This is a genomic window from Nocardia sp. CA-107356 (genome assembly GCF_050946365.1).
Taxonomy (GTDB): Bacteria; Actinomycetota; Actinomycetes; order Mycobacteriales; family Mycobacteriaceae; genus Nocardia.
The window spans coordinates 8,717,649-8,740,527 of sequence record NZ_CP191992.1; the positions used below are offsets into that span (position 1 = coordinate 8,717,649).

At 65.2% G+C, this 22,879-nt stretch carries 22 protein-coding genes; 10 read left to right on the forward strand and 12 right to left on the reverse strand.

Annotated elements, in window-relative coordinates; all coding sequences use genetic code 11:
* Nucleotides 1-10: 10 nt before the first annotated feature.
* The gene (locus tag ACQP1G_RS39335; RefSeq protein ID WP_433194752.1) at nt 11-1,378 is read right to left on the reverse strand and encodes a cytochrome P450; all 1,368 of its coding nucleotides are present in this window, start codon (nt 1,376-1,378) and stop codon (nt 11-13) included.
* A 629-nt stretch (nt 1,379-2,007) separates the two neighbouring features.
* On the opposite strand from ACQP1G_RS39335, the gene ACQP1G_RS39340 reads away from it, so the two are divergent.
* The gene (locus tag ACQP1G_RS39340) at nt 2,008-2,880 is read left to right on the forward strand and encodes an SGNH/GDSL hydrolase family protein (protein WP_433194753.1); all 873 of its coding nucleotides are present in this window, start codon (nt 2,008-2,010) and stop codon (nt 2,878-2,880) included.
* Nucleotides 2,881-3,027: 147 nt separating this feature from the next.
* Here ACQP1G_RS39340 and ACQP1G_RS39345 read toward each other — a convergent pair whose 3' ends face one another.
* The gene (locus ACQP1G_RS39345; RefSeq protein WP_433194754.1) at nt 3,028-3,942 is read right to left on the reverse strand and encodes an MBL fold metallo-hydrolase; all 915 of its coding nucleotides are present in this window, start codon (nt 3,940-3,942) and stop codon (nt 3,028-3,030) included.
* A gap of 121 nt (nt 3,943-4,063) precedes the next feature.
* On the opposite strand from ACQP1G_RS39345, the gene ACQP1G_RS39350 reads away from it, so the two are divergent.
* The 3 genes from ACQP1G_RS39350 (at nt 4,064) to ACQP1G_RS39360 (ending at nt 7,662) form a co-directional block, all read left to right on the forward strand.
* Nucleotides 4,064-4,228: an excisionase family DNA-binding protein gene (locus tag ACQP1G_RS39350; protein ID WP_433209192.1), complete on the forward strand. Its 165-nt coding sequence runs from the start codon at nt 4,064-4,066 to the stop codon at nt 4,226-4,228.
* Nucleotides 4,229-4,490: 262 nt separating this feature from the next.
* The gene (locus tag ACQP1G_RS39355) at nt 4,491-5,099 is read left to right on the forward strand and encodes a TetR/AcrR family transcriptional regulator (RefSeq protein ID WP_433194755.1); all 609 of its coding nucleotides are present in this window, start codon (nt 4,491-4,493) and stop codon (nt 5,097-5,099) included.
* Nucleotides 5,100-5,202: 103 nt separating this feature from the next.
* Entirely contained in the window at nt 5,203-7,662 is a 2,460-nt protein-coding gene (locus tag ACQP1G_RS39360) for a beta-glucosidase H (protein WP_433194756.1), read from the forward strand.
* Between the two features lie 117 nt (nt 7,663-7,779).
* On the opposite strand, the gene ACQP1G_RS39365 is transcribed toward ACQP1G_RS39360, so the two are convergent.
* A complete protein-coding gene (locus ACQP1G_RS39365) occupies nt 7,780-8,802 on the reverse strand; it encodes a helix-turn-helix domain-containing protein (protein ID WP_433194757.1) in 1,023 nt (340 codons plus the stop codon).
* A 110-nt stretch (nt 8,803-8,912) separates the two neighbouring features.
* On the opposite strand from ACQP1G_RS39365, the gene ACQP1G_RS39370 reads away from it, so the two are divergent.
* The 5 genes from ACQP1G_RS39370 to ACQP1G_RS39390 all read left to right on the forward strand — a co-directional run bounded on the left by ACQP1G_RS39370 (nt 8,913) and on the right by ACQP1G_RS39390 (nt 13,916).
* Nucleotides 8,913-9,338: a nuclear transport factor 2 family protein gene (locus ACQP1G_RS39370; protein WP_433194758.1), complete on the forward strand. Its 426-nt coding sequence runs from the start codon at nt 8,913-8,915 to the stop codon at nt 9,336-9,338.
* A 147-nt stretch (nt 9,339-9,485) separates the two neighbouring features.
* Nucleotides 9,486-10,496, forward strand: a complete 1,011-nt coding sequence (locus tag ACQP1G_RS39375; protein WP_433194759.1) for an alpha/beta hydrolase — start codon at nt 9,486-9,488, stop codon at nt 10,494-10,496.
* An 11-nt stretch (nt 10,497-10,507) separates the two neighbouring features.
* A complete protein-coding gene (locus tag ACQP1G_RS39380; protein WP_433194760.1) occupies nt 10,508-11,899 on the forward strand; it encodes a serine hydrolase domain-containing protein in 1,392 nt (463 codons plus the stop codon).
* A 478-nt stretch (nt 11,900-12,377) separates the two neighbouring features.
* Nucleotides 12,378-13,010 carry a TetR/AcrR family transcriptional regulator gene (locus ACQP1G_RS39385; RefSeq protein WP_433194761.1) on the forward strand — a complete coding sequence of 211 codons (633 nt, stop codon included), beginning with the start codon at nt 12,378-12,380 and terminating at the stop codon, nt 13,008-13,010.
* Nucleotides 13,011-13,052: 42 nt separating this feature from the next.
* On the forward strand, nt 13,053-13,916 hold the full coding sequence (locus ACQP1G_RS39390; RefSeq protein WP_433194762.1) for a class I SAM-dependent methyltransferase: 864 nt from the start codon (nt 13,053-13,055) through the stop codon (nt 13,914-13,916).
* Nucleotides 13,917-13,922: 6 nt separating this feature from the next.
* Here the strand turns inward: ACQP1G_RS39390 and ACQP1G_RS39395 are convergent, their stop codons facing one another.
* The 8 genes from ACQP1G_RS39395 to ACQP1G_RS39430 form a co-directional block, all read right to left on the reverse strand.
* Entirely contained in the window at nt 13,923-14,630 is a 708-nt protein-coding gene (locus tag ACQP1G_RS39395; RefSeq protein WP_433194763.1) for a haloacid dehalogenase type II, read from the reverse strand.
* Between the two features lie 31 nt (nt 14,631-14,661).
* The gene (locus ACQP1G_RS39400; protein ID WP_433194764.1) at nt 14,662-15,306 is read right to left on the reverse strand and encodes a class I SAM-dependent methyltransferase; all 645 of its coding nucleotides are present in this window, start codon (nt 15,304-15,306) and stop codon (nt 14,662-14,664) included.
* Between the two features lie 25 nt (nt 15,307-15,331).
* On the reverse strand, nt 15,332-15,934 hold the full coding sequence (locus ACQP1G_RS39405; protein WP_433194765.1) for an MFS transporter: 603 nt from the start codon (nt 15,932-15,934) through the stop codon (nt 15,332-15,334).
* Between the two features lie 42 nt (nt 15,935-15,976).
* On the reverse strand, nt 15,977-16,522 hold the full coding sequence (locus ACQP1G_RS39410) for an Rv3235 family protein (protein ID WP_433194766.1): 546 nt from the start codon (nt 16,520-16,522) through the stop codon (nt 15,977-15,979).
* Nucleotides 16,523-16,813: 291 nt separating this feature from the next.
* Nucleotides 16,814-18,010, reverse strand: a complete 1,197-nt coding sequence (locus ACQP1G_RS39415; RefSeq protein WP_433194767.1) for an ROK family protein — start codon at nt 18,008-18,010, stop codon at nt 16,814-16,816.
* 27 nt (nt 18,011-18,037) lie between these two features.
* Nucleotides 18,038-19,279: a sugar ABC transporter permease gene (locus tag ACQP1G_RS39420; RefSeq protein ID WP_433194768.1), complete on the reverse strand. Its 1,242-nt coding sequence runs from the start codon at nt 19,277-19,279 to the stop codon at nt 18,038-18,040.
* Nucleotides 19,276-20,046 (reverse strand): ATP-binding cassette domain-containing protein, encoded by a 771-nt coding sequence (locus ACQP1G_RS39425; RefSeq protein WP_433194769.1) that lies wholly within the window; start codon nt 20,044-20,046, stop codon nt 19,276-19,278. The genes ACQP1G_RS39420 and ACQP1G_RS39425 overlap by 4 nt, the downstream gene beginning before the upstream one ends.
* Before the next feature lie 135 nt (nt 20,047-20,181).
* Nucleotides 20,182-21,264 (reverse strand): sugar ABC transporter substrate-binding protein, encoded by a 1,083-nt coding sequence (locus ACQP1G_RS39430; protein WP_433194770.1) that lies wholly within the window; start codon nt 21,262-21,264, stop codon nt 20,182-20,184.
* A gap of 320 nt (nt 21,265-21,584) precedes the next feature.
* Between ACQP1G_RS39430 and ACQP1G_RS39435 the strand changes: the two genes are divergently transcribed.
* Complete coding sequence (locus ACQP1G_RS39435; protein WP_433194771.1) at nt 21,585-22,067, forward strand: VOC family protein; 483 nt, start codon at nt 21,585-21,587, stop codon at nt 22,065-22,067.
* A 450-nt stretch (nt 22,068-22,517) separates the two neighbouring features.
* Here the strand turns inward: ACQP1G_RS39435 and ACQP1G_RS39440 are convergent, their stop codons facing one another.
* Complete coding sequence (locus ACQP1G_RS39440; protein ID WP_433194772.1) at nt 22,518-22,661, reverse strand: hypothetical protein; 144 nt, start codon at nt 22,659-22,661, stop codon at nt 22,518-22,520.
* Nucleotides 22,662-22,879 lie beyond the last annotated feature (218 nt).

The window sequence follows — 22,879 nt, forward strand, 5'->3', positions numbered from 1 at the left end:
TCCTTAGCGGTCAGGACGCGGCGGCGGCGCGCCGCCGAGTCAGGTCGAGATCGAGATCGATGGGGATGACGGCGAAGTGGAAGCGATCCTTCGGCGGCTGCGCACCCGCGGGCAGGCGCACCTCGAAGTTGCGGCAGACCATGCCGGTGACGCTCTTGATCTCCAACATCGCCAACCCGCGCCCCGGGCAGAAGCGCGGACCCGAGCCGAACGGCGTGGAGACCTCGGGCCGATGGGTGCCGTGGCCGGTGCGCAGCCAGCGATCCGGATCGAAGCGCAGCGGATCCTCGAAGTTCTTTTCCTGCACGCTCGCATGCTGCACATTGACGATCACCCAGGTGCCCGCCGGAATGTGCACACCGTCGATGGTGGTGTCGTCGATGGCCTCCAGCCCGACGATGGGTGTGGTCGGGCGCAGCCGCATCGATTCGGCGACAACGGCTTCCAGATACGGCTGGCGGTCCAGCGCCGAAGGGATCTCGGCGACCTCCTCCCGAATACGTTCCTGCACAGCGGGGTTGCCCGCCAGGTGATAGAGCAGCCAGGCCATCGCATTGCTGGTCGTGTCCTGACCGGCGATGAGGATGGTGAGCGCCTCGGCGAACAGCTCGTCGTCGGTGAAGGAGGTGCTGCCATCCTGTGCCAACAGGAAGGCCTCGATGAAATTCGTAGCCTTGTCCGGGAGATTCGCGCGCGCCCGGCGGATGACGCCGGTCAGGTCGGTGCGCAGGGCGGCGAGTGCGCGCTCCAGCGCCCGGTCGTCGGGGAGCTTGACGTAGCGCCAGTACGGGATGGGACTGTTGATCCGCCGGTTGATGAGCGGGAAGATCAGCTCCAGGTGCTGCTGGATGATGTCGCCGGACTGCTCGATGGTGTTGATGTCGTAGTCGAAGGTCAGTTTGGCGGTGACATCCACCGTGTAGCGGGTCAGATCGCCACGAATGTCCTCGGGCGAGAGCTGTTCCCAGCGCCGCTGCAAGCGTCCGGTGATCGTCTCCAGCGTGGGATGGAAGCTGCGCAGGTGCGCGGCGTTGAAGGCGGGCATCGCCAACTTGCGGCGCAGCCGCCACGCCTCACCCTCCAGCGAGAACAGTCCGTTGGACCCCATCTCGTCCATGACCGATTCGATCGCCGACTGGCGCCGGAAGCCACCGGGGCGGTCCCGGAAGATCTCGCGATTCAGGTCGGGATCGCTGACGACGACGATCCGCCGCCCCGGCATCCGGAGTTGGTAGAGCGGGCCGAACTCATCGCACCACTCGTCGAACTGGCGGTGCAGCAGTGCGGGCCGCATCTGCGGGAGATTCCCCAGCAACGGCCACCGGCTCGGGCCAGGAAGATCGTCCACGGATTCGGCGGGTGAGATCGAGACGGACAACCTGGCGCCTAACGTCGATATGAACTGGTGGAGTCTTGGCGGTCGATTAAGAGGCGCGAGAGTTCATTCTCGGTGCACGAATAAAGGCACGCCGAGTTTCTCCGGGATTGCGACGAATGTGCGGCAATAACGACAGCCTCCCCGCAGTCGGAACATATGGCGCGGCCGTACGGACGACCTTCCACCATGAATGCCGAGGCGGGCGATGACTCAGCGCGAACAATGGCGACGGTAGCCAGCTCGAGCGGGCGCTGTCAACCCGCACACTCGGCGTCGGCGGAATTTCCGCAGGTAGCGAGCGATTAGTGAGGAACGCAACAGTGCCTTACCCGATCGTATGAATCCGGAACATGACCCCGCCACCTTCGCTGTCGCGAAATGCCCTATCCCCCAACATTCCTCGAGGCTCCGGGCCCGACGGCGAGCGGCCCGAGTCCGCTGCGCAAACAACCGGCGATGGGAAGACGTGAAAGTTATTCGAAATTATCGGATCGTGGCTAGACTTTGCCCGGATCGGTCGGATGTATCGACAGGTTCGAGCCCGCAACGTGAGTTATGCGCATGAATTCGTCCGGTCATGGGTTCACAAGGAGACACAAATGCATGTTCTTGGCGGTTGGAAGCACCTGATGAGAAAGGCGAGACCGGCGGTCATCGCATCGGCGATCACACTCGGGGCGAGTGCCGCAATCACCGGGCAAGCCGTCGCCGAACCGACGACGGGCATCCACTATGTCGCGCTCGGAGATTCCTTCGCCGCGGGCGCTGGCGTGTTTCCGCAAGCCGAACTCACCACATGTTCGCGCTCCGCGGTCAACTACCCCGCACTGGTCGCGAAGGAGCTCGGCGTCGAGACGTTCAAGGACGTCACCTGCGGCGGGGCCACCTTGGACGACCTCACGAGTACACAACGCGGCGTTGTCTCCGGAACCGCGGCGCCACAGTTCGATGCGCTGACCCCCGACACCACGCTGGTCACTATGACCATGGGCGGCAACGACATCGGCCTCGCCAAGCAGGCGCTGCTGTGCGGCAATCCGCTGCCGGAACCCTATGGCACGTCATGTGCGGACGCCTTCACCGCGGGCGGCGTCGACACCTTCGCGGAGCGGACCGCGGCGCTGGCACCCGTCTACGGCACCGCAATCGACGAAATCCGCTCGCGCGCACCGAAAGCCACCGTAGCGATCGTCGGATATCCGACCGCGTCGCGCGCGGGCGCATGTCCGGAGCAGCAGCCCGCTTGGCCACGCGACGCCGACTACCTCCAGCGCGTGCTGGTCGACCTCAATGCTCTGCTGCGCACCGTATCCGCCGCACACGGCGCGATCTTCGTCGATACCGCCACCTCCAGCGTCGGGCACGATATGTGCGCAGCACTCGACCAGCAGTGGATCAACGGGCTGATCCCCTCCCTGTCGACCCCATCCTTCGTCCCCCTGCACCCCAACACCTTCGGTGAGCAGAACATCGCACAACAGGTGGTATCCGCACTGCGGTGACGCAACAAGGCCGGGCGCGGTTGACGCGCCCAGGAAACGTCTGTGCCACTTACCGACCGTCGGCAGCGAAACATGTTCGCGCGCAGCGACATCGATATTCGACAACCCTCCGCCGACGCCAGCACGATCCGCGACCGCTGCGCCAGGTCAGTATTCCCACCAGGCCGGTACCCAACGAAAGGCGTCGCCTGCGACCGCCACCCGGCCGACGGATGGGAACGACAGGTGAGTGGCCACCAGCGGCTCGCCGGTCGAGGCCAGCTCCCGCAAAAGACGGACCCGGACGCGGGCGGCCTCCTCGGGGTCGTGTTCGAAGCCGTTGAACCACTCGGGGCTGTCGAACCCGACCGAGAACACGGCGTCGCCGGCGAACGTCAGCCGGTCGCCGCCGGACGCCAGGCGGACCACGCTGTGCCCGGGGGTGTGGCCGCCGGTGCGACTGACGAGCACCCCCGGCGCCACCTCGTACTCTGCCTCGAACGGCCGCAGCTGGCCGCGGTAGTTGTCCAAGAACCGCGAGGCGGCCGACCGAAGCGCGTCCACCACCGGCGGCGGAATGGAGGTGCGGGAGAAATCGGGCGACGCCCAGAACTCGGCCTCGGCGGCCGCCAGGTGGACCCGCAGATCCGGACGCAGCCGACTCCTCAACCCGTCGGCGAGCAGCCCGCCGACGTGGTCCATGTGCAAGTGGGTAAGCACCACGTCGGTCACGGACGCGGGATCGATGCCGGCGGCCTCCAGCCGCATGGCCAACTGCCCGGCCTGCGGGTAGTCCGGGTACTCCACCCCGAGCCCGGAGTCGATGAGTACGGTCCGACCGCCGCTACGCACCACGACCACGTTCAGCGGCCAGTCGAGCACGTCCGGCGGCAGGAACATCTCGTCCAGCCAGGCCCCCAGGTCGGCCGGGTCGGCGTTGGTGGCCAACGTCGCGGCCGATATCGGTAGCACCCCGTCGCTGATCACCAGCACGTCGATCTCGCCGATCTGCAGCGCGTAGCGCGACGGAACCAATTCGTCGAGCCCCTGACTACCGAGTTGTGCGGTGTTGCCCAAGCTCATGCTTGTCTCCTGTCGGGTTCATACGCGCACGGGATGCGCCGAAATGTCGGCCGCATGATGAGCATCGATCGGAGAGAGATTCACAGGCATGGAACGCAACGTGAAGCCATAGCAAACGTACATCACGCCCTCGGAGGACGCCGAGGGGTTCGGCGTCACCCGCCGCACCGTCACCAACACGGTGGCAGACGGACGCCCACCGGCATATCGGCTCGGGCCACGCCGCACCCGGCTGCGCCTGGATGAATTACAGGCAGCCCGGCGGCCAACCCGCATGGCCGTGTAACCGCTACGCGAAAATCCTTGACCCACAACTAAATACAGGAGACAAATGAATAGGGAACGCTCGACGAGTACCTCGATCGGGTGGTGGCGGCGCCGCCGCTGACCGGCACCTCGATACGCCGTCCCCACACCGAAAATAGATAACGAATTCCCGACGCAAGACACTGGATCCAGCGTTGCTGGACAACAGACGCGCCGAACCCGCCGATGTCAACGGCGATTCGCTACCTTCGATAAATGGACGCAGCAGAAGAGCACGCCGCATGACACGGGCTCAGGGGCGCCCGCCGGGCCGGGCCGGTCACGAGGATCGACGCCGGATGATCCTGGAGGCGGCCCTCGAGGTCTTCGCCGAACGCGGTTACCAGGGCGCGACCATCGCGATCGTGGCGGAACGGGTCGGACTCAGCCAGCAGGGCGTGCTGCACTACTTTCCCAATAAGCAGACACTGCTGGCGAATGTGCTCGCACTGCGCGACCAGAACGACCTCGACGTCTTGCTCGCCACCGCCCAGGGCAGTGCCACGACCCTCGATTTCCTCGTCGATCTGGTGGAACGCAATGCCGAGCGGCCCGGCATCGTGCAGTCGTTCACGGTGCTGGCGGCCGAGAGCGTCACCCAGGATCATCCCGCACGCGACTACTTCGTCGATCGGTACGCGCAGATCCGGGAGATGCTGACCACCATGCTGGAGCGCGACCTGGACGGCGATCCGCCACGCGGCGTCTCACATCGGGACGCCGCGACACTGCTGATAGCGGTCCTCGACGGGTTGCAGCAGCAGTGGTTGCTGTCGCCGGATGAGGTCGATATGCCCGCACTGCTGCGCAAGTTTCTGCGATTGATCCGACCGGTCGGCGAATCGGACTGATTGATAACGTATTGATAACATTACCTACCAGCTATTAGGTATATCGACCATACTTCGAGGTGGAGGCCTGCTCGTCCGACGAACAAGGGAGTCGACGTCAACCATGGCGAATCACCAGGCCGACCGCGACGCAGCGGTCGAAAAGGCTTTGGCCGCACTGGATCTGGATGCTCGATGCCACCTGCTCGCCGGACAGGACATGTGGACATTGCCCGCGATTCCCGAGATCGGGCTGGCTTCGCTGGTGATGTCCGACGGCCCGATCGGCGTGCGCGGCGTGCACTGGAGTCCCGAAGATCCCTCGATCGCCCTACCGAGCCCGACGGCGCTGGCCGCCACCTGGGATCCCGCCCTGGCCCGGCGGGCCGGGCAGCTGCTCGCACAGGAGGCACGACGCAAGGGCGTGCACATGTTGCTCGCACCGACGCTCAATCTGCACCGAAGCCCGTTGGGCGGCAGGCACTTCGAGTGCTATTCGGAGGATCCGCTGCTCACCGGGATGATCGGCGCGGCGTATGTCACCGGCGTGCAGGAGGGCGGCGTTGCGGCGACGCCGAAGCATTTTGTGGCCAATGACTCCGAGACCGACCGGTTCACCGTCGATGTGCGGGTATCACAGCGGGCCTTGTACGAGCTATATCTCGCGCCGTTCGAAACCGTGGTCGAACAGGCCGGCCCGTGGGCTTTGATGGCGGCATACAACAGCGTCAATGGCACCACGATGACCGAACACGGCGCGCTGCAGAATGAAATTCTGCGTGCGCGTTGGGGATTCGACGGTGCCATCGTCTCGGACTGGACGGCGGCGCGCGATACCGTCGGCGCGGCGAGCGGTGGGCTCGATATCGCGATGCCGGGGCCGCGGACCGTCTTCGGCTCGGCACTGGCCGAAGCCGTTCGCGCAGGGCGAGTTCCGGAGGCGATGGTCGAGCGAATGGCACGGCATATGCTTCGACTGGCCGCCCGGGTCGGGGTGTTGGCCGACGCGCCACCGGCAGTCGCCGAAGACGCACTTCCCGCACCGATCAATGGCGACGCGCTCGCGCACGAGATCGCCCGACGCTCGATCGTGCTGCTGCGCAACGAAAACGACATACTGCCGCTCGGCCAGGTCCGGCGCATCGCGGTGATCGGCCAGGCCGCAGACCAGGCGAGAGCGCTCGGCGGGGGCAGCGCCCAGGTCTTCGCGCCGCATACGGTCTCCCCGCTCGAGGGTTTGCGGGCGTTGCTCGATGAGCAGACCGAGGTGGTCTATGCCGTCGGCGCGGACCCCCGGATCAAGATCCCACCGGCCAAGGAGGGGTTCGACCTGCGCGTCCGGCTGTACGGAGCGGGTGACCGCCTGCTCGGCGAGCATCCGCTGCCGGAGGGCATCATCGAATGGGTCGGTGAATTCCCGGACGGGATCGCGGTCGGTGAACTGCACAGCGTCGTTGTCAGCGGGACATTCACACCTCGGGTGACCGGAACACATACGCTGGCCATCGCGGGCATAGGGCAGTTCCAGCTCAGGGTCGGCGATAAGACCTATTTCGACGACACCATCGTCGCGGACGGCGATCCGCTGGCCGCCTTCCTCGCGCCGCCGGAATCCCTTGTCGAGGTCGAACTCGATGCAGCACAGCCGGTTTCGGTGCGTGTCACACACACCGTGACGACGCTGCCGGATATGCCCATTGCCTTCGAGAAGTTCGCCCTCGGCCATCAGGAGCCGAATATCGATCCGGATGCGCTCATCGAAGAGGCAGTCGCCGCAGCGGCGTCGGCCGATGTGGCCGTGGTGGTCGTCGCCACGACCCCCGAGGTCGAGAGCGAAAGCTTCGACCGCACATCGCTTTCACTGCCCGGCCGACAGGATGAGCTGGTCGCGCGGGTTGTCGCGGCCAACCCGCGCACCGTCGTGGTGGTGAATACCGGCTCCCCCGTGCAGCTGCCGTGGGCCCAGGATGCGGCGGCGATTCTGCTCACCTGGTTCCCTGGACAGGAAGGCGGTGCCGCGCTCGCCGATGTGCTGTTGGGCCGGTCCGAACCCAGCGGGCGACTACCCACTACCTGGCCCGCGCACCAGGATGATTCGCCGGTTCTGAATGTCACACCCACCGGTGGTGTTCTCGCCTACGAGGAGGACATTCATATCGGATATCGCGCCTGGCAACGGATTTCGATCGCGCCACGGTACTGGTTCGGATATGGGCTCGGCTACACCACCTGGGCGTACGAGGCCGCGACGTTCATCGCTGATCCCGCAATCGGCAATACTCTCGGCACGCTGACGGTTCGGGTCCGCAATACCGGTAGTCGTCCCGGTCGCGAGACGATCCAGACCTATATCGCTCACTCATCCCGGTCGGACCGGCGACTGGCCGCCTTCGCGGTCGTCGAGGCCGAGCCCGGCGAAACAGCCGAGGTGGCGATGCCGATCCCCCGCCGCGCCGCCGAATCCTGGGACGAGGCAACGGAAAACTGGGTACTGCCCACCGGTGTCTACGACCTGGCGACCGGTCGATCGGTTGCCGATATCCGCCTGACCACCGCCATTCAGCTCGAAGGACCGCACGCATGAGACTGCGCCGAATCGCGCTCGGCCTCACCGCATTCGCCCTCTGCCCCCACCACCGCCGCGCTCGTCCTGAATGCGCTCGATCGCTCGACGGTGCGGCAGATACCGTGCCAGGACGATTCAACCGGCTAGTTCGCGAGGGCGTGCCTCGCGAGCGCAGGCGCGAATCGCTTGTGCGCCAACTGCATCGAGCCCGATCCCACTCAGGTCGGCGGCGGCCAGGGCAGTCGGCGTCGGGAAGAGATAGCCCAGACCGAATTGCCGCAGTCCGGCTACCGGTGCGCCGTAGGTAGTGACGAGATCGTGCAGGACACCGGTGCTATCCGCCGCGATCCCCCGCACGACGGCTTCGAACCGATCCCATGGCTGGCCCGCGAGTAGCCGTTGCACCTGGGCGACCAGATGTATCAGTCCTTCGATATGAGGTAGATGCACGATCAGCCGCACGGCATCGGGTGCGGCCGAGCTGATTTCGATTACGCCGGGATCGCCGTCCATGGATACGGTCCGCTGGTAGCGCGTTGCCGTGGCGCTCTCGATGCCACCGATCGCGGCGCGGGCGAGTTGCGCCAATCGACGATCAATATCCGTGCCCTCGGGCAGGGGCACCCGGAGGGCGAGACCACCGTCCGCGACAAGACGATCCGCACGCCGTCGCCGTTTGCGTAACGCGAGGGGTGCCGCGCGAAACGTACCGACCATCACGCGGTTGAACTGGCGCAGACTCCCGAATCCCGCGGCGAAGGCGATATCGGTGACCGACAGATCGGTATCGTCCAGCAGCCGCCGAGCGAAATGCGCACGCCGCGAACGAGCCAGCTGATCCGGTGTCGCACCGACCTGTTCGTGGAACATGCGGCGCAGATGACGTTCCGAAACCGCGAGCCGCGCGGCGAGTTCGGCCTCATTGCCGTCGTCCAGCGCCCCGGTGGCGATGAGATCGCTAGCGCGGCAGACCAATTCGGACGCCCTCGCGGGCAGTCGATCACCACGATACGGACGACAGCGGTGGCAGGCTCGAAAGCCCGCCGCCTCGGCGCCCGCCGCCGAGGTGAATGTGATGACGTTCTCCGATCGCGGACGTCCAGGGCATGGCGGCAGGCAATAGATGCCGGTCGTGATGACGCCCTCGAAAGATCCCATTACCCGAGTCTGCGCGCCGGGTTACCTATCGACCAGACATATCCGGACACGTCGCGAGTCTGTCCGGATATGGCGTGATCGGCGACCGCGGCCCACCCAAGATCAACCGAGTGGACACACAGACGAGTAGAGATCTGATCATCCGAGCCTGGCGCGAATTCGCGACACAGGATCCGGCCCGCATTGCCGCGGTATTCACCCCGGACGCCGAATGGCTCGCACCACCGCACAATGCCACCGCCCGCGCCCTCGACGGCACCAGTCACCTCGTCGGTAGGGATCGCATCGTGCGCTTCCTCGCCACCGAGTTTCCGACCATCTTCGTGGCCGATCGAAGCGTTGACTTCACCGCCATCATCGCCGATGGCACGACGGTGGTCGTCGAGGAGCGGATGCGCGCAACGCTGATGAACGGCAATCACTACGACAACGAGTACTGCTTCATCTTCGAACTGCGCGATGGCCTGATCCACCGTGTGCGCGAGTACATGGACACCCGCCGCGCCGAAGAAATGTTCACCGCCACCGATTCCTGACGCTGACGCTGGCATGGGGTGTGCGGGCCATCTCTTCGACAGCCGATTGTGCTCTAGCTTACTTCGCGGTAAGGTCCAGTCTCTGACACCACTTGGTTTCACAATCGGTCGGGCGCTTCGACCGGCCGGGTCGGAAGGGGACCCTCAATGATGAGGAATGCGGCACGGGCGGTCGTGGCGATGGCAATTACGACGGTGGCGGCGCTTACGGGGGTGGTGACGGGAACTGCGACGGCCGACGAAGTCGCGCCCGGAACGACCGCGCAGAGTCTGTTCAACAAACCGGGACCGCATCCGGTGGCCACGACGGTGCGGACGAATCCGTGCCAGGAGTCGATCTACGGCATGGTGCAGCACATCGGCGTGCATATCTTCGGCAATCGCGACGATCTGACCTGCACTCAGGCGTTTCCGAACGGCCTGGATTCGCCGATCGGCGTCAACACCTATTACCCGGCCGATATCGCCGAACTGCCGAATGCGCCGCTACTGGTCTTCATGGCCGGATTCGATGCGAATCCCGGGATGTACGACGCGCTCGCAAAGCAGTGGGCCAGTCAAGGTTTCGTCGTCGAGATCCCGTACGAGTTCTTCAACTCCCTCGCCTATGTCCCGGCCATGGGTATCGCGACCGCCGTGCTCGCCAACCGCGATCCGAATTCGCCGCTGTACAACAAGATTGATCTGAGCCGGACCGTCTTCGGCGGGCATTCCGGTGGCGGACAGGCGGCACTGCAGGCGGCCACGGTGGTTCCGCCGGTCGCGTCGCTCATCGACCCGAGCATGCGCGTGCTCGGCGTGCTGGCGATCGAACCCGGTCCGGTGGCCATCGGTGCGGCGATCGGTGTGCCGACGCTATTCCTCACCGGCTACAACGATTTCGTGGTGCCCGATTTCGCCTGGGTCCGCTGGTGGCAGTACAACCTGACGTTCAACGCGCCGTCCTGGATCGCGAATGCCCGTGGTGTCAGCCACTTTTCACCGATTGATGGGCTCGACAACTACCTTTCAGCTGGCACCGCGATCGCGTGGCTGCAATATCTGGCCTTCGACGACGACACCGCAAAGCAGTTCTTCGTTGGACCGAACTGGCGACTCCCCGCCGACCAGACCTACTTCAGCGTGGAGCGCAATGCCCTCGCGAACGCAGTGAAATAGAGGTCCGGGCCATGAAATATCAGCGCTCCTTGCTGATCGGGTTCGCCTCGAGCACGCTGGCCGCACTGACCCTGATCGCCCCCAGCGCCACCGCCGATGCCACCGCTGTGTGCGCACAGCCCGCGGCCGGACAGGCGCCGGGACGGGCGGATACGGCCGCCGCCGGATTCGCCCCGGCCGCACTGGCCGACGCGATCGACTTCGGCGCGGGCAAAGGCGCCTACGCGATCCAGGTGTACCGGCACGGTTGCCTCGTCGGCGACCGCACCGGCACCGGAAACCTGCCGGTCCCTCTGGCGAGCGCCACCAAGGGCGTCGCGTCGGTCGCGGTCGGCCGGGCAATCACCCTGGGCTACTTCGGACTCGACGATCCGCTCGGCAAGTTCTTCCCGCAGGCCGATCCGGCGCATGCCGCGCTCACCGTGCGCCAAGTGCTGAATCAGACAACGGGCCTGCGCTTTACCTGGTCCGCCGATATCGCGGGCATTGCCACCGACGAGGTGCTGCAATCGCTCAACGACCCGTTCGCATTCGAGCCCGGCACCACCTTTCAGTACAGCCAGGCGGTGCTCGCCCTGCTGCCGAAGATCATCGAGATCACCACCGGCCGCGACTTCCAGGACTTCGTCCAACAAGCGCTGATGCAACCGCTCGGTATCGCCCGCGACCAGTGGGTGTGGCTGCGCGACCGCAGCGGAAATACCGCCGTCAATGGCGGACTCGCGATGCGGGCCGATGACCTGGCCAGGCTCGGACTGCTCATGCTCGGCGAAGGGCGGTGGGGCGATACACAATTGGTCGACCCGGACTATATCCGTCAGGCCGGCACACCCACCGCCGCCAACGGCGGCTACGGATTCCTGTTCTGGCTCAACGCCGGCGACTCCTATAAGACCGCGACCGTACCCACCGCCATGACCTTCGCGCACCCGATGTTTCCGGGTGCGCCGCGTGATCTCTACGCCTTCGTCGGCGCGCTCGGTCAGTTCACGGTGGTGATTCCGAGCCGGGATATGGTCATCGTCCGCCTCGGCATTCCGGGCGGCATCGACACGAAGAATGTGCAGACTTCCCTCGCCGCCGAATCCAATCCGGATAATAAGGAATTCCTGCGCCGGGTGATCGCCGCGGTCGACGACCTGCCCGCCGAGCCCTATGACGACCCGTATCGCTACGGCGACAACTTCGGCCCCGTTATCGGCGACCTCGACGATCTCGCATTCTGGGTCGACCCGGAACATGTCTTCTTGATCCTGTTCGGCGTCGGCCCCTACGCCGCGACCAACTGCACTGTGCTGTGGTGCAACGGAAAACTCGTGCCACAGGACATCTTCGCGGCCACCCTCGACACCACCGCTCAGATCGTGACCGCACTGCTCGGACTGCAGCACGGCACCCGATAGCGCGCCGGAGACAGGACACTCGACGCCGACGTTCTCGAGCATTTGTCGAGGGGAGTCAAATGGTGGCTGGTGGTGTTCAGAGCCAGGATCTGACTCCCCTCGACGGGGTGAACCGCCTGGCGGGGGCTATCGCACAATGTGATGTGGGTCGCGAGAATCCCGCGATGCGGCCCGGTCACGGTCAGGGAACCCGGGCGGTTTGCCGACTCGCCGTGCCGAGCGGCGTCACATGGCGTAGCTTTTCCGATCAACACCGAACCGTCCGGTTGGTGCCGGACGGCTTGCAGGGGAAGCACCGAGGAAATATGTACGGTCCGAACGAACCGGTCTCGACGGTTCTGTATTACATCTTCTTGCTCATCTACAGCGCGCAGGATGCGCTGGGCGGGGCCGTCATCCTGGGCTGACCGAATACCTGTCGAATCCGCGGGCGCAGCGAGTCGGGCAGGCCGAATGCCCGCTCGGCTACCGTGGTGCAGTGACCATCGTGGACAGACAGTACGGCGGCCGCGCAGTGAGTGAGCGGAAGGCCGAGCGACGGCAGCGGTTCCTGGACGCCGCCATCCGGACCTTCGCCGAGCGCGGCTATGCGAACTGCTCGCTGGCAGATGTGTGCACAGCGGCCGGACTGTCCAAGCGACAGTTCTACGAAGAGTTCCAGACCAGGGAAGATGTCCTCATCGCGTCCTACGACTACATCCAGGACCAGTCCGCGGCCGTCGTCGGGCAGGCCGTCGCGGCACTCGTACCCGGCACGGATATCGCGGACGGGTTCACCGCGGTGTTGAGCGCGTTCATCGGCTCGATCAGCTCCGACCCGTACCGGGCCAAGGTCGCCTTCGTCGAGGTGGTCGGCGTCAGCGAACGGATGGAACAGCATCGTCGCGAACGCCGCCACGCCTGGGCGGCGGTCATCGAGGCCATGCTCAGCACCATCGCGGGTCCGGATATCCGCATACGCGGCGGAATCACCTGGGCGGCAAGCGCACTCATCGGCGCGATCAACGGTGTCGCGCACGAATGGATTCTCGCGGACCCCCGCCCGCCGATCACCCAACTGGTCGAGGTGCTGGCCCCGATCGCCACTTCGCTGATCATCACCGAGGCATAGATCACGTTGGCGCGATACCCCGCGCAGACGTAGGTTCAGCGTATGCAACTCGGTCAGCCCAGTCGCACCGCCCTTGCCACCGCTTATGCTCGCGCCTACCACCAGATCGCGAGCGAGCCGCGGATCTTCACCGATCCACTGGCCATTCAGATCGCGGACGTGACCCCCGATCAACTCGCCGACCTCGATTCCGCGACAATGCAGGAGGGCGACGCCGATGGCGCGATGCGCCGCCGACGCCGCATGTTCCTGGCCGCCCGCGCTCGCTTCGCCGAGGAGACCATTACCGACGCCGTCGCGCACGGCACCCGGCAGGTAGTGATCCTGGGGGCTGGGCTGGATACCTTCGCCTATCGCAATCCGCACCCGGACGTGCGCGTATTCGAGGTCGACCATCCCGATACCCAGGCATGGAAGCGACAGCGGCTCGATGCGACGGGCATCGAGATCCCGCCGTCGCTGACCTTCGCCCCGGTCGACTTCGAAAGCCAAACGCTCGCAGCGGGATTGGCCGATGCGGACTTCGATCGCAGTCGTCCGGCCGTGTTCATCTGGCTCGGCGTCGTCATGTATCTGACCCAGGAGACGGTGCTGGACACCCTGCGTTTCATCGCGGGTCAGGCAACGCCGGTGCAGGTGGTGTTCGACTATCTCTATCCCGCTTCGGCTTCCACACCCGAGTACGTGGCACAGCGCACGGCGCGGGCCGACCGGGTGGCCGCCGTCGGCGAGCCATGGCTCTCCTTCTTCACCGCCGACGAGATCGCAAATCTATTGCGGGATACGGGATTCGACCGAGTCGACGACCGCGCCGCGCCCGACCTCATCGCTGGCTACCTGGGCATTCCCGCACAGCAGTCGTCGACGGTTCCATCACACGTGCTGTGCGCGACGCGATCCGAGTAGGCCGGGTCAGCAGCCGAGTTGGTCTGCGAGGTCGAGGAAGTCGGCGGCGTTGATATCGAAGTCGTCGTCGTAGGCGACGTCCACGTCACCACCGACGCCGAACTCGAGCGGGCGAGCTACGAAGGCGGTCCGGAATCCCAGTGCGCCCGCAGCCTGGATGTCGTACTTGTGGCTGGCGACCATCATGATCTCGGATGGCTCCAATCCCAGATATCGGGCGGCCATGCGATACACCGCGGGATCGGGCTTGAACGCGCCTGCCATCTCGGCCGTGAACACCGCATCCCATGGCAGCGCCGCCCGCTTCGAAATATTCACCACGGCGGCGACATCCGCGTTCGACAGTGTCGAAATCGTGAATCTGCTTGCGAGCCTGGTCAATCCGGCGACGACATCGGGCCACGGTTCGAGGCGCTGCCAAGCGAGCGTGAGGTCGGCGCGCTCGTCGGGTGATAGATCGATGCCGTAGTCATCCAATAGGTCGTCGAGTGCGGTGCCGTATACCGAATGCACGGTGACCCAGTTATCGCGGTTCGGTTCGGCCTTCCGCAGTGCGGCGAAGTATTCGGCACGCCAATGGTCGACGAATCCGGCCCAATCGATATCCGGGTACCGCACGCCACCGATGTGGCGCGCTTCCGCGCAGACGGTCGAATGAAAATCCGTCGCCGTGCCCTGTACATCGAAGAGTAATGCTCGCAGCAAAGTCCGCACCTTTCCGCCTGAATGCGATTCGACCTTAGCGTCAGTGGCGCTGAGCCAGCAGGTAGCTGCGGCGACTCGGATGTTCGGTATCCCGGTGCGGTTCGCGGTCGAGGCGGGCGGCACCGACCAGACCGGCCGCGGCCAGCGCTTCGGATTCCGCGGCCGGGTCGAGGTAGTGGAAGGTGAGGTCGACCTCGTGACCCCACCACTGGGTGAGTGTCTTGGCGCCGCCGACCGGGATATCGGCATCGCTGGTGTGAAAGGCGATGAGGGCGTGGGCGCCCGGACGCAGCACGCGGGCGAACTCCGCATAGGCCGCGGCGCGCTGATGCTGCTCCAGATGGATGACCGCGTACAGGCAGACCAACCCTGCCAACGATCCGGAGCGCACCGGCAGTGCGGTCATATCCGCCGCACAGACCGGTACCGAGGTGGTTCGCCGCGCCGCAGCGCACATGGCGGGCGAGAGATCGATTCCGATGGTGCGCACACCGTTCGCAGCGAGATACGCGCCGACATGCGCTGGGCCGCAACCGATATCGGCGACCACCCCATCGGCGAGCTCGGCGAAGACGTCGAGCAGGCCGCGATCGAATGGCTTGTGCCGCAGCTCGTCCGCGAGCTCGTCGGCATAGTGGTCGGCGACTCGGTCGTAGCTGTATCGCGTGCGTCCCACCGTCGTCATTCCAGCAGCCTAATTCGGTGCCGCATCAGCGGCTCGCGGACCTCGGCAGCAGAAATACCAGTAGCGATACCCCCGCCGCGACAACAAATGTGCCGAGCGAGGCCATCCCGAAGGCATGCCCAGCCGCCGCGCTGCCCTCGTTCGTGGGATGGAAGGAGCCGAAGAAGACGGCTCCGATCACGGCAACGCCGACCGCCGCGCCGATCTGCTGCGCGGTCGAGAGCGCACCGAAAGCCTTGCCGACAGTTTCCGGGGCGATCCTGGCCAGCACCGTATTCAGCAATGGGGTGATGAGCAGACCACCGCCGACGCTCTGCAACATCAGAGTCGGGATCACCAGCAGTGGAGTGAACCGAGGACCGGAGAGCAGGACGACCGCCGTCGAAAGATAGCCGACCGCAAGGACAATCGCCCCGACCTCCAACACTCGGCGACCGTACTTCGGCACGGTGCGGCTCGCGACCAAGCTGAACACGAAGAACATCACCGCGGCCGGGGTGTATACCGAACCCGCACCGAGAGCCGACATTCCGAGCCCGGTCTGCATGGCGATGGACAGCGCGAGGTAGTAGGAGCTGAGCAACGCGTATACCGACATCACCAGGACGATCCCGAGGGCCATTCCCATCACGACACCGAGCACACATGTGTGGTCAGCCCGCCGTCGGATTCAACGCACGCGGAAGGCAGTCAGTCGCCAGCCGGTCGAGCGGGTGTGGGCGATGCGGGCGGCGATGGCGAAGTGTCGGCGGCCGCGGTCGTAGGCGGCGAAAACCTCCGCCGTCGAGGCGTCGACCATCATCAGATCCGCTCGGGACAGCACCGCCGCGCCGAGCGTGCGGCCGGGCGCGAGATCGGCTCGGACCAGGGTTCGCACCGCGGCGACCACCGCGGGTGTGGCCATACCGGTGAGGTGGGCGACCGGCCGTCGATGGTCGAGTATCTCCAACGCCAGCCGCAGCGCACGCTCGACGAACTGCTGTGCCGCCGAATCCAATTCGACAACCGGCGGTAACGCGCAATGCCCGCCGCTGAGCGCACGCCGCACACCCGCCGGACCGGTTCGCCCGGTCTGATCATTCCGCCCCGGGATCGGCGTGCGGCACGGCGCCGCGCGGGGCGGAGCCTCGGGTTCCGCACGCCCGCCCGGCGGGTAGGGCAACAGCGGCGGCTCCGTCCTCGGCGCATACGAAAGCCCCGACGGATGTCTCTCCATACAGCAACCCCCATGAGTTCGAACTACAACCCCCGAGCTCGGACCGCGACAGCATGCCATGGATATCGCCGGAGGTAAAGCGCAGGTCAACCACCCAAGCGACCGCTCTGGCGCTGACTGGCCGCATGCCGAACAAGATCAGGTGGAACTGACGGTGGGACCATTCGGGCGATGCCGCCCCAGTGAGAGCACCCATCGGACCATGCTGTCGATCACGCACCGTCCGATGGGTGCACATGACGTGCTGGCCCGCGACACCCGAAGCACAGTGCTGCGCACCGAACCGATCGGTCAGCCATCGGTGATGCGGGCCAAGGTCTGCAAAGGGTCGGTCAGGACATCGGCGAAGGCGAGTTCCGCGGCACCGACCAGGGGGGCGTCATCGGCGAGGGCGGAGGTGCGCAGGCGCACGCGCTCGCGGACCGCGAGTAGTCCGTTCACCGCCAGCCTGCTGCGGACCTGGGCCGCGGAGGCGAGGTAGATCTCGCGCAGCACACCGCCGAAGACGACCATGGTCGGGTTGAAGATATTGACCAAATTGGCGACGCCGTAGCCGAGCCAATCACCGATCTGGTGCAACGCGTCTCGGGCGGTAGCGTCGCCGCGGGCGGCGGCCTCCACGATCGCCTCGACCGCCGCGCGGCCGGAGAGATCGGTCCGCCCGGCGGCCGCGATCAACGCGAGTTCGCCCGCTTCTGCCTCCAGACAGCCGTACGACCCACAGGTGCAGGCGCGTCCGCCCGGATTGACGATCATGTGCCCGACCTCGCCGCCGTAGCCGCCCTCACCGCCGAGCAGTTTGCCGCCCATAATGATTCCGCCGCCGATGCCGACCTCGCCGTGCAGGTAGATCATATCCGCGACACCGATGCCGACACCGCGCTCACGTTCGGCGAGCGCACCGAGATTGGCATTGTTGCCGACGACGACGCGCAGACCGAGGCGCTCGGAGAGCCGCGCCCCGACCGGCACATCGACCCAGCCGATATTCGGACCGTATCGGACGACGCCGTCCTCCTCGCGCACCATCCCGCAGAACGCGACTCCGACACCGACGCAGACGGTCTCGGGTCCAGCCTCGCGAATCATGTTCTCCGCGATGGTGGCCAGTGCGGTGATCACATCATTCGGATCGAATGTGCCGCTGGGACGTGGCGTTTCCCGCCGAGCGAGAATCACCCCACCCAGCCCGACCCGCGCGACCGCGAGCCGGTCCGCGCCGACGTCCAGCGCCAACCCGTAGACTCGGTCCGATTCGGGTCGCACCACCAGCGATGGCCGCCCCGCCTTACCCGTCTGCCCCGGCAGCTCCTCGCTGACCAGACCCGCCGCGGCGAGGTCGGCGGTCAACGCCAGAATGGTGCTGCGATTGAGCCCCATTCGCTCGGCGAGCACCGCCCGCGACACCGGACCGGTGAGGTGGACATGGCGCAGCAACACGGCGAGGTTCTGCCGCCGGATCTCGTCCGGGGAAGGTGCAGCTCTCATTCGGGCGAACCTCCTCCCGGTAGTGGGTCAACTTCCTGGCAACGCACGTTTGCGCGACAACGCGTCCACCCCCGCCGCGAGCAGCAGCACGAATCCTGTCACAACGAATTTGGTGCCCGCGCTATAGCCCATCAGGCCCATCCCGTTATTGATCACCGCGACCACCGCCGCGCCGAGCACCGCGTCCAGCATCCGGCCGCGCCCGCCGAACAGACTGGTGCCGCCGATCACCGCCGCTCCGACAGCGGTCAGCAACACGTCGCTGCCGCCGGTATTCGGATCGACGGAGTTGGCGCGCGAGGCCGCGATCAACCCGCCGACGGCGGCCATCGTCGAACACAGTACGAACGCGCTGATTTTGATCCGATCGACCGGAATGCCCGCGCGCCGAGCCGCTTCGGTGCTGCCGCCGACCGCGTAGATATGTCTGCCGAAGGAGGTCCGGTTGAGCACGAACGTCCAGAGCAGCAGCAGTGCGACGATCAACGGCACCACGATCGGCATGCCCTTGAGCGAGTTCATCGCCGGGTTGCGGCTACGCTCGTCATTGAGGATCAGCACCGCAACGCCCGCGACAACGGCAACCGCCGCGATCCGCAGCGCGATCACCGGCGCTGTCTCGCCGGTGAGCCCGAGTTTGGTGCGCGCCCGCAGTTTTCGGTATTGGATCACCGCGAATCCGGCCAGCAGCACCGCGTACATGACCCAGCCGAGCAGCGGCGGTACGTTCTTGTTCGCGATCGCGACGATCGTCTCATCGCGAATCGAGATATTGCGCCCGTTGTCCATGATCTTGAGCGCGACGCCCTGCAATGCCAGGAACGCTGCCAATGTCACCACGAACGACGGGATCCCGATCTTCACCACGATCGTCCCGATGATCAGCCCGATCACGACGCCGGTGAGCAGCGAGACGAGAACCGCCGCGTACCAAGGCCATCCCTTATCGGTGAGCAATACCGCGAGCACCGCCGCACATACACCGCTGGTGAATCCGGCCGACAGATCGATCTCACCGAGCAGGAGCACGAAGATCAACCCCATGGCGATCACCGCGATGGCCGCGCCCTGGGTGAAGAGATTCGCGAAATTGCCCTGTGTCATGAACACCGGCCGCGCGATCCAGAAGACCACCGTCAGCACCGCCAGCGCGATAATCGACGGCAGTGCACCCATATTGCCGCTGCGTACCCGCCCGACATACGAGTTGACCAGCTCGGTCACCGGTGAGGACGTGTCCTCGAACTTATCCGTAACCACCGCACTCATGGCTTCACTCCATTTCCGAGACCGAGACTTCCGCTGCGCCCCGCGGTGATCAGTTCGACGACCTGCGCATGCGTCACGTCGGAAGTTCGGACTTGGGCCGCCATACGGCCGAGATAGAGCGCGGCGACCCGATCGGATACCGCGAAGACGTCATTCATATTGTGCGAGATCAACACCACCGCGAGCCCTTTGTCGGCGAGCGTGCGCACCAGCTCGAGCACCTGCTGCGTCTGCGCGACACCGAGCGCGGCCGTCGGCTCGTCGAGGATGACCACCTTGCTGTTCCACAACACGGCTTTCGCGATCGCGACCGTCTGCCGCTGTCCGCCCGACAGGCTCGACACCTGCTGTCGCACCGACTTCACGGTGCGAACGGATAAGCCCGCCAAGGTCTTTCCGGCCAGCTCCTCCATGCCGTACTCGTCGAGTACGATCCCGTGCTTCTTCTCGCGGCCGAGAAACATGTTCTGCACAATGTCGAGGTTGTCGCAGAGCGCGAGATCCTGGTAGACGATCTCGATGCCGAGATCGCCTGCGTCCCTTGGGTTGTGCACGTGCACCGGCTTGCCATCGAACAGGAACTCCCCCGCGTCGATGGGATGGGTGCCGCCGATGCACTTGACGAGGGTCGACTTACCGGCGCCGTTATCGCCGACCAGTGCCGTCACCTCACCCGAGTACGCGGAGAACGCGACGTCGTGCAGGACGTGGACTGGGCCGAAACTCTTTTCTATTCCGCGTAATTCGATGATCGGTGTATCGGGCATACGTGCTGCTCCTGACGTGTGGGGCGACCCTTCCGCGATCCCCTCATGCCAACCGCGGAAGGGTACTCGCCCCCTTGACCATGAAAATGTCGGTCGTTCCCGCGCACCTTCGCGTCCGCGGGAACGACCGGGTTATCAGCGAACCCCGTTATCCGCGCACAGCTTGGCGAACTCGCCGGTGCACAGCTCGGCCTTCGTGACATAGCCGTCGGCCACCACGTCGTTCACGTTCTCCTTGTAGATCGCCTTCGGTTCCAGCAGCACCGCAGGCACTTTCGCCTTCGCCTCGGGATCGTCGACGGTGCTGTTCGCCTCGCCCTTCTCCCCCTTGGCCAGCGCGATCGCCAGCTTCGCGCCCGCATCGGCCTCCAGCTTGATGGCCTTGTAGACGGTCATGCACTGATCACCAGCGAGTACGTTCTGCAGGCCCTGGACCGTGGCGTCCTGGCCGGTCACCGGAACCTGGCCGTTCAGCTTCTGCTTCTTCAGCACCGCGATGGCGGCATTGCCGAGACCGTCGTTGGCCGCGACCACACCGCCGAGATTCGGCGTGCCGGTGAGCATCTGCTCGAAGATGGTGCCCGCCTTGGTGTTATCCCATTCCGGCACTGCCTGATCCGGCCCCTTCAGGTACTCACCCGAATCGAACTTCGGCTTCAGCACACTGTCGTAACCGTTCTTGAACAGCGTCGCGTTGTTATCGGTCGGTCCGCCGTTGAGATAGGCGACGACCGGGTTGACCGCCTTCTTATCGGTGAGGCACTTGGCCACACCGTCCCCCATCAACTTGCCGACCTTCACATTGTCGAACGACACGTAGAACGGCGCCCCACCGCCGAGAGTCAGTCTGTCGTAATCGATTACGGTCACGCCCTGCGACTTTGCCTTCTGGATCACGGCCTTGCCGGTCCCGCTGTCGAGGTTGGTGATCATCAGCACCGAGGCACCGTTGGTGATCATCTGATCCGCGATGGTCTGGAACGCGTTCTTATCCCCCTGCGCGTTCTGGATATCCGCCTTGATTCCCGCCGCGTCGAACGCCGCCTGTAGATACTTCCGATCCGCCGTCTCCCACCGCGCGGAAGTCTTACTGTCCGGCAGGATCACGCCGATCTTGGCGCCCCCACCACCGGAGTCCTTGTTGTCGTCCCCGCAGGCAGTGAGCGAGGTGAGAAGCGCAACCGATACGGCCGCTATGCCGAGGATCCCCTTACGCATGTGGGCGAGCCTTTCGTCGAACCACCGCCTGCTAGGTACCAGGCGGTCGAGCCTTGAGCGAATGTTGTTCGATGCAACATATTGCACTGTGACGCGGCGCACAACGGTTTCGCAAAGATATTTGTTGTTTGCAATAACAATCCGGATACGCGCAGGTGAGCGGCTTCGGACCGGGCACGCGATGCCACCGCCCTTCCGCAACATCGGCCGTGGACCCCTGCAACAGAGCAGGGCGGACACGGCTGGTATTCGGTACCCCAACTCCTCGCCGAGGCCGAGTAGCGTATTTCCATTCGCTGTCGACGCAGAGGACACCGCCGATGCCCCTCGGAATCAGCAAGATCCGTCAGGTGAAGCTGCCCGTCACCAGCCTCGCGACGAGCGTCGCCTGGTACCGCCAACTCCTGGACCTGGAGCCCGTCTTCGAGTTCTACGAGGAAGGCGCCGTCCGCGGTGTAGTCCTCCTCGAGCCGAACGCCGACCTCCACATCGGCCTACGCGAACGCGCCTACTGCGCCAGCCACCCCCACCTCGACGACTTCGACGCCTTCGCCCTCCGAGTCGACTCCCTCGACGCCTTCACCGAACTCATCGCCCGCGCCGACCGCCTGGGCTCCCCACATAGCGAAATCCACGACCGCGGCCCCTACGGCGCCGCCCTCGACATCAGCGATCCGGACGGCACCGTAATCCGCTTCCTCTACGAACCCGACACTTACCCAACTGGTTTCGCAGGGCTGGAATTCGGCCCCGACGGCACACCGAGCGGATACGAACAACCGCGGCTGGGCGACATGTCGTGAATCCGATTGGCCCGTTCGCCTCGATGGCTGTAGCGGTTGCAACGGATACACGTCCACGCGCCGAGATGACTCTTCGCGTCGCTGCCGAGATGAGTTGGCGTGACCCGTCCCGCCTTGATCAGCACGCGAAGCGCAACCGCCTTTCGTGAACGGAAGGCTATGTAGCAGTCGCGGTGCTACCGCACCTCTCGATGCGCCTTCGACGCCCGTTAACGGCATTCCCGACGCGCCATGAATCCATGTACGCGGCCAAATATCCTCACCCGCAGAGCAATTCCCCACCGACCGCTCGGTGCCATCGCGCCCCTGCTTCGCAGTTCGCCCAAACCAACGGCTAACATTTTGCGAGGTGGATGCGGACGGGTTTCCAGACCTGACCGATGTTCACAGGCCACCTTTCTCGGATGAAACAGATCGCATCGAGCGTCGAGACATCAGATGATCACTGCCTCAACCGATCTCACATACGCCAACATCGAGGGGGCCGACCTTGACGCGTTGCACCGGTCTTCCGGTGGACAAACGTTTGTGGAACGCATGCCACAGCGGCGACAGCGCGGGTGAGAGCTTGGCGATGCGCTGGCCGTGAGTCACCGGTTCTCCGCGGCTTACTCGTCGGCCGCGCTCACGATGCCCTCCTACCCGCTCGGTGAATCGGCAGAATAGCTCAGCCGTGACTCCAGCTGTCGTGGAGCGCGATCCGCGACTGCGCACCCGTCTCCTGCCGGGCAAACTCTATTGCGACCGGGCACCCCGCGTGTGGGGTGCCCGGCTCGAAGACGGGGTGCCCCGATAATGCGCGACCACACTGA